The 12,974-nt window shown below is 65.7% G+C and carries 12 protein-coding genes and 2 pseudogenes; 7 read left to right on the forward strand and 7 right to left on the reverse strand.

Going from position 1 to position 12,974, the window contains the following annotated elements; all coding sequences use genetic code 11:
- Positions 1-24: 24 nt before the first annotated feature.
- The 6 genes and pseudogenes from WFK98_RS23780 to WFK98_RS23805 form a co-directional block, all read right to left on the reverse strand.
- Positions 25-393: pseudogene (locus tag WFK98_RS23780) on the reverse strand (FadR/GntR family transcriptional regulator); the annotation flags it as partial.
- Between the two features lie 4 nt (positions 394-397).
- A complete protein-coding gene (locus WFK98_RS23785) occupies positions 398-544 on the reverse strand; it encodes a hypothetical protein (RefSeq protein ID WP_336802034.1) in 147 nt (48 codons plus the stop codon).
- Positions 541-1,749, reverse strand: coding sequence for an aminotransferase class V-fold PLP-dependent enzyme (locus tag WFK98_RS23790; RefSeq protein WP_336802035.1), 1,209 nt, complete (start codon positions 1,747-1,749; stop codon positions 541-543). The genes WFK98_RS23785 and WFK98_RS23790 overlap by 4 nt, the downstream gene beginning before the upstream one ends.
- A gap of 1 nt (position 1,750) precedes the next feature.
- Positions 1,751-2,047, reverse strand: a pseudogene (locus WFK98_RS23795) (ABC transporter permease); the annotation flags it as partial.
- A 42-nt stretch (positions 2,048-2,089) separates the two neighbouring features.
- Positions 2,090-2,260: a hypothetical protein gene (locus tag WFK98_RS23800; protein ID WP_336802036.1), complete on the reverse strand. Its 171-nt coding sequence runs from the start codon at positions 2,258-2,260 to the stop codon at positions 2,090-2,092.
- 55 nt (positions 2,261-2,315) lie between these two features.
- Entirely contained in the window at positions 2,316-3,857 is a 1,542-nt protein-coding gene (locus tag WFK98_RS23805; RefSeq protein ID WP_336802037.1) for a glycosyltransferase family 39 protein, read from the reverse strand.
- A gap of 356 nt (positions 3,858-4,213) precedes the next feature.
- Here WFK98_RS23805 and WFK98_RS23810 point away from each other — a divergent pair, with 356 nt between their 5' ends.
- Positions 4,214-4,756 (forward strand): BA14K family protein, encoded by a 543-nt coding sequence (locus WFK98_RS23810; protein WP_266337280.1) that lies wholly within the window; start codon positions 4,214-4,216, stop codon positions 4,754-4,756.
- Positions 4,757-4,812: 56 nt separating this feature from the next.
- On the opposite strand, the gene WFK98_RS23815 is transcribed toward WFK98_RS23810, so the two are convergent.
- Entirely contained in the window at positions 4,813-5,562 is a 750-nt protein-coding gene (locus WFK98_RS23815; protein WP_266337279.1) for a GntR family transcriptional regulator, read from the reverse strand.
- 380 nt (positions 5,563-5,942) lie between these two features.
- Here WFK98_RS23815 and WFK98_RS23820 point away from each other — a divergent pair, with 380 nt between their 5' ends.
- The 6 genes from WFK98_RS23820 to WFK98_RS23845 all read left to right on the forward strand — a co-directional run bounded on the left by WFK98_RS23820 (position 5,943) and on the right by WFK98_RS23845 (position 12,943).
- A complete protein-coding gene (locus WFK98_RS23820; protein ID WP_266337278.1) occupies positions 5,943-7,046 on the forward strand; it encodes a glycoside hydrolase family 172 protein in 1,104 nt (367 codons plus the stop codon).
- Positions 7,047-7,194: 148 nt separating this feature from the next.
- A complete protein-coding gene (locus tag WFK98_RS23825; protein WP_266337277.1) occupies positions 7,195-8,193 on the forward strand; it encodes an ABC transporter permease in 999 nt (332 codons plus the stop codon).
- A gap of 2 nt (positions 8,194-8,195) precedes the next feature.
- Positions 8,196-9,038, forward strand: a complete 843-nt coding sequence (locus WFK98_RS23830; protein WP_336802038.1) for an ABC transporter permease — start codon at positions 8,196-8,198, stop codon at positions 9,036-9,038.
- The gene (locus WFK98_RS23835) at positions 9,038-9,997 is read left to right on the forward strand and encodes an ABC transporter ATP-binding protein (protein ID WP_266337275.1); all 960 of its coding nucleotides are present in this window, start codon (positions 9,038-9,040) and stop codon (positions 9,995-9,997) included. Before WFK98_RS23830 ends, WFK98_RS23835 begins: the two co-directional genes overlap by 1 nt.
- Before the next feature lie 10 nt (positions 9,998-10,007).
- Positions 10,008-10,901 (forward strand): ABC transporter ATP-binding protein, encoded by an 894-nt coding sequence (locus WFK98_RS23840; protein WP_336802039.1) that lies wholly within the window; start codon positions 10,008-10,010, stop codon positions 10,899-10,901.
- A gap of 125 nt (positions 10,902-11,026) precedes the next feature.
- Positions 11,027-12,943 (forward strand): ABC transporter substrate-binding protein, encoded by a 1,917-nt coding sequence (locus tag WFK98_RS23845; protein ID WP_336802040.1) that lies wholly within the window; start codon positions 11,027-11,029, stop codon positions 12,941-12,943.
- The last annotated feature ends 31 nt before the right edge of the window (positions 12,944-12,974 follow it).

Genomic DNA, 12,974 nt, shown 5'->3' on the forward strand with positions numbered 1-12,974 from the left:
TTCGACGCTATCGATGATGAGTTGAATCGCCGCGACGGCGGCTTCCACATCGGCGGCCAGGATCGCGTCGGCGAGCGTGCGGTGCGGCGGGAAAGAAGCGAGTCCGAAGCCGTCGCGGCCGAAGGGCGATTCCGCCGAACGCTCCAGAGCGTGGTCGAGATGGAGCAGGATCTGGCCGAACATCGGGTTGCCGGAGGCTTCGTAGATGGCGCCGTGGAAGGCATGATCCGACTTGCGCCAGGGGCGCCCGCCATTGACGTCAGCGAGCACGACGTCGCAGAGGCGAGAGACTTCCCGGCGCTGCGCAGGGTTCGCGTTCAGCGTCGCCTTGCGCACCACCTCGCCCTCGAGCGCGCGCCGCGCCGGCGGCGGATGATGCCGAGCCCCTCCCAGCGGTTCAGCGCCTCGCGGATCGTCGTCCGCCCGACGCCGAGCCCGGCGCGTCGAGTACGGCGACGCCGCGCGTCTTCGTGTCGATGCGTTCGAGATATTCGGCCGCGTCGCGGCGGTTCGGTTCGATCGGGCTCTTGTCGGTCGTTGTCACGCTTGGCCGCGTTTCCTGAGCGGCTGCTCGCGCGCCAACAGTTCGCCAAGCGCCGTCACGAGCAGGTCCATCTGTTCGCGCGTGTTATAGCCCTGGCAGGACAGCCGCGCGATATGATGGCCTTGCCATTCGAACACCGGAATTTCAATCCCGTAGTCGCGGAGCAGCGCATCGTGCACGGCGATCGGGTCGCAGGCCGGGATCGGCATCGCCACCATCTGCGGCGCCGAGAATTCCGGGCTGGAGAGCGCGTCGAGGCCGAACAGGTCGCGGACCCGCGCCGCGGTCTCCTGCGCCAGGCGGCTGCATTCCGCCGCCACCTGCCACCAGTCATGCGCGCGGCGGAAGGCGAGCGCCGCCGGCACGGCCAGCCAGGGCGAGGGATCGCGGGTTCCCTGCATCTCGATCTCGTCGACGAAGGCCGAAGCGCCGAAGGGACCGCGCACGCCCGGCTCCTTGTTGTCGGCCGTCCAGCCATGGCTGACGACGAGCGGATCGATCATCGCCTGCCATTCCGGCCGCACATGGACGAAGGCGGCGCCCTTCGGCGCCATCATCCATTTGTGGCAATTGCCGGAATAGACGTCGGCGCCGAGCGCGTCGAGATCGAGCGGAACATGCCCCGGGGCGTGGGCGCCGTCGATGACGCTCCAGATGCCGCGCTGGCGCGCCTCGGCGATCAGCCTCTCGATCGGAAAGAGCAGCGCCCTCGCCGAGGTGACGTGGCTCAGGAACAGCACGCGCGTGCGCGGCGTGACGGCCGAAAGGATCGCGTCGTGGAAGGTCTCGGCCGAGGTCAGCGGCAGCGGCACCTCGGCGACGACGATCTTCGCGCCGGTGCGCCGGGCGACGAAGGCGAGCGTCTTTTCGAGCGCGCTGTATTCGTGGTTCGTCGTCAGGATCTCGTCGCCGGGCTTCAACGGCAGCGATTGCAGCGCGACGTTGAGGCCGGTGGTAGCGTTCGAAACCTGCGCGATGTTGTCGGCGGATGTGCCGAACTCGGCCGCCAGCGCCTCGCGCGCGACGCGAAGATTGGGAGCGAGGCCGCGGCGCGAATCGAGAAACTCGACCGGCTGGCGCTCCAGCTTCAGCTGCCAGCGCTGATAGTCCTCGAATACCGGACGCGGGCAGGCGCCGAACGATCCGTGGTTCAGGAACACGACCTCGGGATCGAGGAGGAAGTGCTGCGAGAGATTGGTGGTCACTTCAGCGCCCTTTCAGGGTCGGATCGAGAGCATCGCGCGGGCCGTCGCCGAGCAGCGACGCGGCGAGGATGGTGACGGCCAGCGCCGGCACCGGGAATACCGCCATGTGCCAGTAGAAATACATGAAATTCATGCCGACATTGATCATCTGGCCCCAGCTCGGGGTCGGAGGCTGCACGCCGATGCCGAGAAAGCTCAGCGACGCCTCGAGCATCATGGCGAGCGGGATCGCGAGCACGAAGCCGACGATGACCGGCGAGACCGAATTCGGGATCAGGTGGCGCCAGACGATGTGCCAGGGCGAGGCGGCCTGCCCAGTCCGAGCCGGCGTCGCCGGAGTTCACCAGCTTGTCATAGTCGGCGCGTAGTGATGACGGCCGCCCGGCTTGAACAGGTAGTAGAAGTTGGACGGGTCGAGATCGTCATGCTCGTAGGGCGCGAGGAACAGGCCGTTCGTGCGGTCCTTCAGGGTCGACGCCCAGTCCTTGATCGGCATGGACTTTATCGCCATGAGAGCGCCGATCGAGACCGACGTCGAGCGGGCCGGCCGGCAGGGGAAGCGAAGCTTAGGCGGCCGGCGCCGTGCAGATGCGTGGGTCGGCCAGATCGTTGCGGACGCCGTCGGGCGCGCCGGCCCGGTCGCGCGCCACCATCACAACCTTCATCTTGCCGAACGGCCAGGTGCAGACGACCGCCTCCGACGTCGGCATCGGAGGGCTGCCCCTCCACGCGGAAACGACGAACCACGCGACCGGCTGGTCGGAAGCCTTGCGCCAGAGCGCGTCGATCGACTCGCCGGGGGAGATCGCACGAAAGGCGACGGTGTCTGCCTTGTCGACGTAGTGGCCCAGTTCCCTCCGGAAAACGTCGACATCCGTGTGGACCACGCCCTGGCGGAAGCCGGCGTCATGCAGGAAGCGCGCAACCGGCCGCCAGTCATATTTGCGCGGAGCGGCGAGCGTATCGAGGCCCTGCAGGACAAGGCCGGCGCCGAAAAGCGCGAGCCAGGGCAAGGCGAACCACCGCGCCCGACCGTTTGCCAGCAGGGCGCCGACGCCGAACGCCGCCAGCATCACGGCAGCCGGCATCATGCCGATCAGATACCGGCCCGTGACCGCCGTAAACGCGGCGACACCCATGAACGCGACAAAGGTTCCGATCGCGACAATGGCCAGATAGCGATGAACGAGTGACCGCCGGTTGGCGATCAGTCCGATCGCCATCAGCGCGAACAGGCTCCACATCAGCGCGGCGTTGAAGGAGAGCGGCCAGTAGCGATCCAGGTCCTCCGGCACCCTGAAGCCATAGGTGCCCTGGAGGACCCCCTTGATCCGGACCGACAAGGAGGTGGCGGCCTGCCACTTCATCAAACCCTCCGGCCGGCCCGCCTGGAACAGGACCGACGGATACAGCGACATGAGCGCCAGGGCCGCGATCAGCCAGGTAGTCGCCATGTGCCGGAGCCAGATGCGCCGCTCCGGAGCCCCCTTGCGGACCCCGCCACACGCCAGCACGGCGAGATGCTGCATCGCCACGATCACGGCGCCGGCCGGAATGGCAAGGATCGAACCCAGGGCTCCCAGGGTCGCCAGCCGGGCATTGCCCGGGGCCGAGCCCTCGCGGCGCAGCAGGCCGATCTGCCCCTGCATCGCCAGGGCGACGCAGAGAAGCTGCAGCGCATAGGGTCGCGCCTCCTGGCCATAGATGATCAGGATCGGCAGGGTTGCGTAGAGGATGGCCGCGGCGATGGCGGAGACGGTCCCGCCGATGCGGTTCGCCATCACGGCGACGAGTCCGCCCGCCGCGCCGTCGAGAAGCGCGGAGGGCAGCCGGAGCATGAACTCCGAGCCGCCGGACAGGCCAAATCCCTTGAGGACGGCGAAATAGGTCGGGAGATGGCCCTGTGACAGCCGCTCCCACGCCATGCCGCTCCATGACTTGGCGATGGCGTCGGCGGTCATGACCTCGTCGTACCAGAACGCCAGGTCGCCGAGGGCCGGAAGCCGGAACAGCAGGCAGACGGCGAACGCGGCCAGAAACAGACCGACATCCGAGCGAACGGCGCGAGCCCCAGTGTCGGCGGACCCGGTATATGCAGAATCGGCCATGAGCCTCCCCTTCTCCGACGGGATTTGGCCCCGGGAACTGGAACAATTCAACTCTGCCGGATACAAACCAGAGCGTGTACCGGCAAATAAGGCGTACCGTAGCGTCTTCGCTCGCTTCGCGGGCTGCCGGAACCGGATCGCGGGTGCGACATTGATCCCATGACGGGGCAGAAATTCCTGCCGCAGAGAGGGTTCGCTGTAGCCCCTTGGATTGTCTCATCTTCTTGAAAGATAGGACTTTTCGAGCGCAATCCGCGGACGTGACTCTTGCCTTGCGCCCGCGCGAACTCTCGTGGCGCGCCAGGCCATTCGGGAAGGTGGAAGATATGGTGTTGAGACGAATCAGTTCAGCCGCAATGGCGCTCGTTTTCGCGGCGTCGGCATTGCCGGTCCAGGCGGCGCCGCTGATGCGCGTCGATCCGGGTGCCAGCACGGCATCCAATGTCATCGAGATCCAGGGTCGCCCCTGCCCGCCGCAGGGCTGCCGCCCGGGCGACCGGCCCGGCCGTCCCGGCCATGGTGGTCCGAATCATGGTGGCCCGAACCGGCCCGGCCCTGGCGGTCCCGGCTGGGGTGGCCCCGGCCCCGGACATGGCGGACCGAACTGGAACCGTCCGCCCAACCGCCCCGGCTACTGGAACGGACACCACGGCTATCGCGACCCGCGCCCGGGCTATCGCCGCGGCAGTGACGGCTGGTGGTATCCGCTGGCGGCCTTCGGCGTCGGCGCGCTGATCGGCGGCGCCATCGCCAACCAGCCGCGCGAAGTCGCGCCGCCGAGCTTGTCGCGCGATCACCTGCGCTGGTGCGAGGACCGCTACCGCTCCTATCGCGCCTCGGACAACACGTTCCAGCCGAACGAAGGTCCGCGCCGGGCCTGCGTGTCGCCCTACTACTGATCGCAACGCGATCCTGAAGACGGAAAGCCCGCCACATGGCGGGCTTTCTTTTTTGGCTAGGCCTTCTCGCAGAGGCCGCTGTGCAACGCTTCGCCGGCAAACAATTGCGCCATCGCCCGATCCGAACGGTCAAGATGGCGGATGAGCAAAGCCACGGCCATTTCCGGGTCGCGGGCCGACAGCGCGTCGAGGATACCCTGGTGCTCGACCAGCGTATCGTCGGCACGGCCCATTTCCGGCAGCGCCATGAAACGGGTACGGTCGATCTGCGCCTTGGCGGCGTCGATCATCCGCCACAGGCGCGGAAAGCCGCTCAGCTGGCAGATAGTGGCATGAAAGCGGTCGTCGAGCTCGATCAGCTCCTCGAAATTGCCGGCCTCGGCCGCGCGCCGCTGCTGGCGCATCAGCAGCTCGAGCTCATCGAGGCTGGACTGGGTGACATGCGCCGCGGCGTGGCGGATGCCCTCGACCTCCAGCGCGCGACGGATCAGCCGCCCCTCCTCCCAGCGTAGCCGGTCGACCGGCGAGACATAGGTGCCCGCCTGCGGGCGGATCACCACCAGCCCGTCCGAGGCAAGCTGGCGGAACGCTTCGCGGAGCGGCGAGCGCGAAATGTCGAAGCGCCGCGTCACCAGCGCCTCCGGGATGGGGTCGCCCGGCCGCAACCGCCAATGCGCGATGGCGCGGCGCAACAGGCCATAGACCTGCTCGCCGATCGGACGCGAGCGATCGATGACGGCGTCGGCCGGGAACGGGTCGTCCCGTTGCGGAAGCTCGGCGCCGCCCGGAGTTTTTCGCTTCGTCATCGCGATCGCCATTGACACCCCCAAACTAGGATCCTAGCATCTCACATCAATAAGACACGCTGAACAACAGCGAATGATCAAGATGATCAAAAATAATAAAAACAATCTTCCGGGTTGGAAATCGAACGCCAAGGTAACGAAGCCACCAGCACGATAAGACCGAAGCGCCGGCAAGGCAATTCGATTGGGGTATAATTTCGACCCTTATCGATAAACCTTCCCAGTTCGCGATACAGCTCTGCCTGTCTGCCAAATTGCTTATTGCCTCCCAAGATGATCGATCTCGGCGGCATGATCTCGCACGCTCTTATTTTCGCACTCACCGATCTCGCACGTACTGACATGGAGGAAAAATGTCAGAGGGCTTTTCCGGACTCGGGATGAATCTCGGGAACCTTTCGCGGCTGTCCAAGGCCAAGACCCGTTCGATCAGCCCGGAGAACTTCACCGGCGAGAAGGGCAAGGGCGGCATGGCGGTCGAGGGCACCGGCGCCAGTTGCGCCCGCGGCCTCGGCAAGGATGGCAGCGGCCTCGGCTGGAAGGTGTCGCCGTCGATCCGGATGGAAGCCGGCGAAACCCGCGTGATCGCCGACATCGAAGGCCCCGGCGCGATCCAGCAGATCTGGCTAACGCCGGCCAATGTGCGCTGGCGCGACCTGATCCTGCGCATCTACTGGGACGGCCAGGAACATCCCTCCGTCGAAAGCCCGCTCGGCGATTTCTTCTGCGCCGGCTGGAACCAGTATGCGCAGGTTTCCTCGCTCGCCGTCTGCGTCAATCCCGGCCGCGCCTTCAACTGCTACTGGGAAATGCCGTTCCGCAAGCATTGCCGGATCACGCTGGAGAACCGCGATCCCGATGAACATGCGATCGTCTACTACCAGATCAACTACACGCTGACCGAAGTTCCGGCCGACGCCGCCTATTTCCACGCCCAGTTCCGCCGCACCAACCCGCTGCCGTTCAAGGAGGACTATGTCATCCTCGACGGCGTCAAGGGCCAGGGCCAGTATGTCGGCACCTACATGGCCTGGGGCGTCAACAACGCCGGCTGGTGGGGTGAAGGCGAGATCAAGTTCTTCATGGATGGCGACAAGGAATACCCGACCATCTGCGGCACCGGCACGGAAGACTATTTCTGCGGCGCCTACAATTTCGACGGCGGCGTCGTCGATCCGACCATGACGAGCGAATACCGCGAGTTCAGCACCGCCTATGCCGGCCTGCCGCAGGTCCTGCGCCCGGACGGCACCTATCGTTCGCAGACACGCTTCGGCATGTATCGCTGGCACATCATGGATCCGATCCGCTTCGACAGCGACCTGAAGGTGACGATCCAGGCGCTCGGCTGGCGCACGGAGAAGAAGGACCGGCGCTACCTGCCGCTGCAGGACGACATCGCCTCGGTCGCCTTCTGGTACCAGACGCTTCCCGCGGCGCCGTTCCCGCCGCTGCCCGACCGCGACTATCTCGAGATCATCTGAGACGCAGCCGCGCTCCCGGTTCTCGCGAACCGCATCCAGCAAGTCTTTCCGGGGCGCCACACTCCGGAAAGACACTGGCCGCCCGGTCCGATGCTTGCCGACCGCCGGCGACCTCCTGAGCCCGATGCAACAGGACGGGACACCGCCCATGAGACTTCTCGGCCAGATCGCAACCCGACTGATCTCCTACATACTGGTGATCGCCTTCGGCTTGACCGTGGTCTTCTTCGTTCCCCGCTTCGCGCCCAACGACCCGGTCGAGGCCATGCTCGCCAAGGTCAGCTCGCAGGGAACCTACATGGACGCCGCCCAGGCGGACGCGCTGCGCGCCTCGCTCACCGACGCCTTCGGGCTGCAGGGCTCGCTGCTCACCCAGTACTGGAACTTCGTCAAGCGCATCGTCATGACCGGCGATTTCGGTCCGTCGCTGGCGATGTATCCGACGCCTGTGAGCCAGTTGATCGCGCAGGCGCTTCCCTGGACCTTCGGGCTGCTGCTTTCCTCGACGCTGATCGCCTGGGTGCTCGGCAATTTCGTCGGGCTGATCGCCGGCTGGCGGCCCAACCGCGCCTCGTCGCGGATCATGGAGGGGCTGGCGATCCTCGTCTATCCGATCCCCTACTACATCCTCGCCCTCGTCCTCTCGATCCTGTTCTCCTATATCTGGCCGATCTTCCCACTGACCGCCTCGGTGCATGGCGCACCGTGGAGCTTCGCCTTCGTCAAGAGCGTGGTCTGGAACTCGATCCTGCCGGCGCTGTCGATCGTGCTGGTGGTGTTCGGCTGGTGGGTGATCAGCGTCAAGGCGCAGACGACGCAGCTCGCCGAGGAAGAATTCGTCCGCTATGCCCGGCTGAAGGGCCTTGGCGACGGCCGCATCCTGACGCGTTACGTTCTGCCGAACGCGATCCTGCCGCAGATCACCTTCCTCGCTTTGCAGATCGGCCTGATGTTCAACGGCTCAATCGTCACCGAGATCCTGTTCGAATATCCGGGCCTCGGCCACCTGATCTACATGGCCGTGATCCAGGGCGACTATAACCTTCTGATGGGCACGATCAGCCTGTCGATCATCGCGGTCGCCACCGCCACCATGATCATCGACCTGATCTACCCGCTCCTCGATCCACGCATCCGGGCGAGGTGATCATGCGCGCCTTCAAGCTTCCCAAAATCGGCTCGTTCCGCCTCGGCCTCGGCCTGGCGCTGCTGACGATCTTCGTCGTCCTCGGCCTGATCCTGCCCTGGTTCGCGCCGACCAACCCGCTCACCTGGTACAAGGCGCCGCGCAACCAGGGCGCCAGCCTGCACCATCTGCTCGGCACCACCAATCTCGGCCAGGACATCTTCTGGCTGCTGACCTGGGCGCTGCATAACTCGCTGATCCTCGGCCTCACCGTCGCGTTCTTCTCGACGCTGATCGGCGTCTTCGCCGGCCTCGCCGCCGGCTATTCCGGCGGCTGGCTCGACCGGGTGCTGTCGTTCCTGATGGACGCGCTGCTCTGCATTCCGAGCCTGCCGATCCTGATCCTGCTCGCCGCCCTGTTCGGCGGCCAGCTGTCGCTGCCGATCGTCGGCGTCGCCCTGGTCCTGTTCAACTGGCCCTATCCCGGCCGCCAGGTCCGCGCCGTGGCGCTGACCATGCGCGAGCGCGAGTTCATCAACGTCGCCTGGTTCTCCGGCGAGAGCCGGCTGAAGATCCTCGGCCGCCACATCTTCCCCTATATCGCCGGCTGGTCGGCGGCGAATTTCATCAACACGGTGCTGGTCGGCATCGCCACCGAGACGAGCCTCGCCGTCATCGGCCTGTCGAGCGCCCAGCAGGCGACGATCGGCACGATGATCTACTGGGCGCTCAAGTATCAGGCGCTTCTGGCGCAGCGATATCTCTGGGTCGGCGCGCCGGTTCTCGCCATCGTGCTGATGTTCATCTCGCTGTTCCTGATCTCCTCGGGCCTGGCGATCCGTTCCGCAGCCCGGAGGATCGGCTGATGATCGAACTGAAGAATGTCCGCGCCGGCTACGGCACGCCCGACGCCTTCGTCGCCGCCGTCGACGACGTGACGCTGACGGTCCACGACAACGAGATCCTCGGCATCGCCGGCGAATCCGGCTGCGGCAAGTCCACCCTGATGCGGACGCTCTATGGCGACTTTTCCGGCGGGCTGAAGATGACGGCCGGCGAAGTCACCGGCCGCTTCACCGATCCCGACAGCGGCCGCACCCGCGAGAGCGATGCGGCGCGGTTCCAGGATCTCTGGTGGGACCAGATCTCCTACGTGCCGCAGGGCTCGATGAGCGTGCTGAACCCGATCATGAAGGTCGAGAAGCAGATCGTCGACGCGCTGCCGAAACGCGAGAAGCAGGGCAGCAAGGCGGAACTCCGCCAGCGCATCGTCGATTTCCTCGCTGGCTTCGGCCTGCCGGAAACCGTGCTCGACAGCTATCCGCACCAGCTTTCCGGCGGCATGCGCCAGCGCGTTCTGGTGGCGATCGCCGCCTTCGTCCGGCCGCGGCTGATCCTCGCCGACGAGCCGACAACGGCGCTCGACGTCGTCGTGCAGAAGCGCATCCTCCTGATGCTGGTCGAGATCCAGCGGCGGCTCAAGAACACGCTGGTCCTCGTCTCGCACGATCTCGGCGTGCACTACCAGATCACCGACCGCATCGCGATCGCCTATGCCGGCAAGATCGTCGAGGTCGGGCCGACGGCGGATGTGTTCGAGGCGCCGCTCCATCCCTATACCGAGGCGCTGATCGGCGCGCTGCCGCGCGTCGGCCAGAAAAGCGAGCGCGTCGGCCTCGATGGCCGGCCGCCCAGCCTCGCCGCGCCGCCGCAAGGCTGCCGCTTCGCAGCTCGCTGCCCGGAAGCGCAGGCGATCTGCCGCCAGAAGTCGCCGCCGCTCGTCGACAAGGCGCCCAACCATGCCTCCGCCTGTCATTTTCGCTGAGGGAACGCGCATGACCCGCACGCCCGCGCCGCACGACAAGCCGGTCCTGGAAATCAACGCGCTGCGCAAGCTCTATCGCGCCGGCGGCCTGTTCAGCGGCAAGCAGATCGCCGCCGTCGACGGCGTCTCGCTCACCCTCGATGCGAAGCCGCAGGTCTTTTCCATCGTCGGCGAATCCGGCTCCGGCAAGACGACGCTCGCTCGCATGATCCTGCGCCTCGTCGAGCCGACCAGCGGTTCGATCCGTCTCGGCGGCCGGCCGCTGACCGGGAAGGACAGCGACCGGATCAACGATTTCGAGTTCCGCCGTCTCGTCCAGCCGATCTTCCAGAACCCGTTCGAGGCGTTCAGCGCCTACCTGCCGCTCGACAGCTACCTGATCAATACGGCGAAGAACCTGAAGGTCGCCGAGAAGACGACCGACGGCGCCGATGTCGTCGAAACGGCGCTGCGCTCCGTCGGCCTCTCCTTCGACCGGGTGCGCGGCAAATATATCCGCCAGTTTTCCGGCGGCGAATTGCAGCGCATCTCGATCGCCCGCGCACTGATCCCGAGCCCGCGCCTGATCGTCGCCGACGAGCCGGTCTCAATGGTCGACGCGTCTCTGCGGATGAACATCATCAATCTCTTCAAGATGATCAAGGAAGAGACGGGCGTGTCCTTCGTCTACATCACCCACGATCTTTCTACGGCTTACTATCTGTCCGACAGCGTGGTGATCATGAACAGGGGCCGCGTCGTCGATGCCGGCGCGCCGCAGGAGATCCTCGCCGATCCGCGCGAGGCCTATACGCGCGAGCTGATGGGGGCGATCCCCCGCCTTGGCGAGCGCTGGCCGGAAATCGAGAAGATCAAGGCGGAGGCGAGCGGCCGCGAGGCCGAGCCGCTGCGCGCAAGAGCCTGAGGGAGCACTACCGACGCCGGATCCGAAAGGCCGCGAAGAGGCCGCCTCGCTCTGAGACAGAAGCCTCGCCTCGACGATCCGACGTCCGACTGCCGGACTACACCACGCAATCGAGGAGGAAACGCATGACCGAGATTTCCAGGCACCCACGCCGCCGCGGCATCGCCGTGCTCGGCGCCGCGCTGTTCATGACGAGCACCATGCTGACGGCGGCGCCCGCCTTCAGCCAGGAGACGACCGATGTCGGCACGCCGCGCGATCAGACCCTGATCGTCGACATGCTGAACGCCCGCGTCGCCAACCCCGGAACGATGAACCCCTACCAGCAGGGCGTCACCATCAACCAGGGCATGCACCAGATGGCGTCGGCCCTGATGTGGGACATCGACACCGCCTCGGGCAAGCAGATCCCCGACCTCGCCGCCACGATGCCGGAGCCGCTCAACGACAACTACACCAAGTTCCGCGTCAAGCTGCGCGAGGGCCTGACCTGGAGCGACGGCAAGCCGTTCACCGCCGACGACGTGGTGTTCACGGCCGACATGATCGCCAAGACGGACTCGATCGCCTACAGCGCCGCCTTCAAGGCCGCGATCAAGGGCTTCACCAAGGTCGACGACCACACGATCGAGATCGAGACGACCAAACCGACTCCGCGCCTGTCGCTCGTCCTCGGCTCGCTGATCTACGGCAACCCGTTCCATGTCGTGCCCAAGCACATATGGGAAAAGGAAGACCCGGCCACGTTCACCAACTTCCCGCCGGTGACGATCAGCGCCTACAAGTACAAGAGCTCGGATCCGAACGGATCGTGGTTCCTCTGGGAGAAGCGCGACGACTGGAAGAATTCGGATGTCGGCCAGATCGTCGGCGAGCCGAAGGCACAATATGTGCTGTTCCGCTCCTATGGCACCGAGGAAAAGCGCGTCCTCGCCATGGCGCAGAACCAGATGGACATCCTGACGGACATCTCGCCGGAAAGCCTCGATATCCTGCAGAAGCAGAACCCGAAGGTCCAGGCGTGGTTCAAGGGCTTCCCCTATGCCAACCTCGACGATCCCTGCGAGCGCGGCATCCACTTCAACACCTCGAAGCCGCCCTATGACAAGGCAGAGACGCGCTGGGCGCTGGCGCTGGCGATGAACCTGCAGCAGGCATCGATCGCCACCTTCTCCGGCATGCTGCGCGCCTCGCCGCTGGCCCTGCCCCCGACCAAGGTGCTGATGGACACCTATCACAAGCCGATGGTGCCCTGGCTGAAGGAGTTCGCGCTCGCCGACGGCTACAAGCCGTTCGATCCGGACTATGCCGTCAAGCTCGGCGAACAGCTGCGGTCGGAGGGCGTCGAGGCGATCCCGACCGATCCGGACCAGTTGCGCGACCTGCTCGGCGTCGGCTGGTGGAAGTTCGACCCGGAACAGGCGACCAAGATGCTGGAAGCCCAGGGTTTCAAGAAGGAAGGCGACAAGTGGCTGCTGCCGGACGGGAAGCCGTGGGTCATCAACATCCTGGCGCCGGCCGATTTCGAGGTGCAGTCGCAGCGCCTGGCCTTCGCCGCCGCCAATGAATGGGCCGCCTTCGGCATCGACGCCAAGGTGCAGCAGATGCAGGACGGCCCGTTCTTCACCGCCGAGAACACCGGCAACTACGAGGTCGGTTCCTATTGGGGCGCCTCGTGCGGCATCGTGCCGGACCCGTTCGTCCGCCTCGAAGGCTGGCACAAGGACTATGTCCGCCCGAACGGCACGGCGGCTTCCTCCAACCAGGGCCGCTATGTCGACGAGGTGCTCTCGGCCAAGATCGACACGCTGCGCTCGATCCCGGCCGACGATCCGCAGATCGTGCCGCTCGGCACCGAGATGCTGAAGGACCTGGTCAAGGGCCTGCCCTCGATCGAGATGTTCGGCACCTCGAAGTTCGTTCCGGTGAACGAGACCTACTGGAAGAACTACCCGAGCGCCGACAACTACTATGAAGGCCCGTGGTGGTGGTGGTCGAACTTCAAGTTCATCGCCGCCAAGATCGAGCCCAACAAGGGCTGATCGAAGCCTGAACTGAAACAGGATCCGGGAG

The sequence above is a fragment of the Kaistia sp. MMO-174 genome, from assembly GCF_037147815.1.
GTDB classification, from domain to species: Bacteria; Pseudomonadota; Alphaproteobacteria; order Rhizobiales; family Kaistiaceae; genus Kaistia; species Kaistia nematophila.